The organism is Roseomonas sp. 18066 (genome assembly GCF_902706185.1).
GTDB lineage: Bacteria > Pseudomonadota > Alphaproteobacteria > Acetobacterales > Acetobacteraceae > Pseudoroseomonas.
Map to the genome: position 1 here is coordinate 1 of NZ_CACSJM010000317.1, position 1,356 is coordinate 1,356.

The 1,356-nt window shown below is 75.4% G+C and carries 1 protein-coding gene; it reads right to left on the reverse strand.

The window, feature by feature from the left end:
- Positions 1–66: 66 nt before the first annotated feature.
- Positions 67–1,197, reverse strand: coding sequence for an acetoin utilization protein AcuC (locus GVN67_RS28980; RefSeq protein WP_160000758.1), 1,131 nt, complete (start codon positions 1,195–1,197; stop codon positions 67–69).
- Between the last annotated feature and the right edge of the window lie 159 nt (positions 1,198–1,356).

Genomic DNA, 1,356 nt, shown 5'->3' on the forward strand with positions numbered 1-1,356 from the left:
CCTGGAAGGCGGTCATGGCGGCAAGCCCCATCAGGGCCAGCAGGGTGCGGCGGCGCATGGCGCGCATCATGGCACAAGTCGGGCCGGGGGTGGCAGGTCCCGCAGCGTGGCCGCGGCGAGATGGCGGATCTCGCCGCGCAGGGGGCCGGGGCGCGGGGCGTCGCGCATGGTGGTGAACCAGGCCTCCGGCGGGTTGCGGCCGGCGGCGCGGTGGAAGCGCAGGCCGCGCAGGATGGCCTCGGCCGGCGGCGGCAGGCGCGGCGGCGGCGCGAGGCCGTTCAGCGCGCCCCAGGCCCCGGCCCAGCAGCGGGCGACGGTCCAGGGGTTGTAGCCGCCGCCGCCCAGCAGGATCAGCCGCGGCGCCTGGTCGCGCAGCGCCGCCACCGCGCCGAGATGCGCGTTGTTGGACAGCGACAGGCGGGCCAGCGGGTCTTCCGCCAGCGCATCGGCGCCGCATTGCAGCATGATGGCCTGGGGCCGCAGGTGGCGCAGCACCGGCATCACCGCCTGCTGCCACAGATAGGAGAATTCGACGTCGTTCAGCCCGGCGGGGACGGGAATGTTGCGGGCATGGCCGCCGGCGCGGTCGTGCAGCGCCCCGGTGAAGGGCCAGCGCCCGGCCTCGTGGATCGACAGGGTGAAGACGCGGGGGTCGTCGGCGAAGGCGGCCTCGACGCCGTCGCCGTGATGCGCGTCGATGTCGAGGTAGAGAAGGTTGTCCAGCCCCTGGTCAAGCCAGGCGCAGAGGCCGAGCACCGCGTCGTTGAGGAAGCAGAAGCCGCTGGCGCGATCGGCCCGGGCATGGTGCAGCCCGCCGCCGGGGACATGCGCGCTCCCGCCGGCCGCCGTCAGGCTGGCCGCCAGCAGCACGCCCCCGGCGCTGGTGGCCGGGCGGCGGAACACCTCGGGGAAGATCGGATTGCCGCGGGCATTGAGGTCGAAGCGGTCGCGCACGGCGTCGGGCACCGATTGCGCCGCCTCGGCCGCCTGCAGCGCGGCGATATAGTCCGGGTGGTGAAAGCGGGCCAGCTGCGCCGGCGTCGCCATCGGGCTGTCGCGGTAGCGGGCCGGGTCGTGCCAGCCCAGCGCCGCGATCAGGTCGAGCGTGGTGGAGACGCGCGGAATGGCCAGCGGATGGCCGGGCCCGTAGCTGGAATGGCGGTAGATATCCGAGCCGATCAGCCAGGGGCCCTGCATGGGTCAGCGCGCCGCCTGGCCGGGGGCGAGCTCCTCGTCAATCCAGGCGCGGGATTGCGGCGGCGGGCCAGGTGGCGCACCAGGCGGCCGGCCGCCCATGGGACCGCCGGGGCGGCCATTCGGCGGCGGACCACCCCCTGGTGGCCCCCCTGGTGGCCC

Excerpts from the sequence above, each read along its gene's own strand:
- GVN67_RS28980 (WP_160000758.1), bottom strand. The coding sequence starts at position 1,197 with ATGCAGGGCCCCTGGCTGATCGGCTCGGATATCTACCGCCATTCCAGC.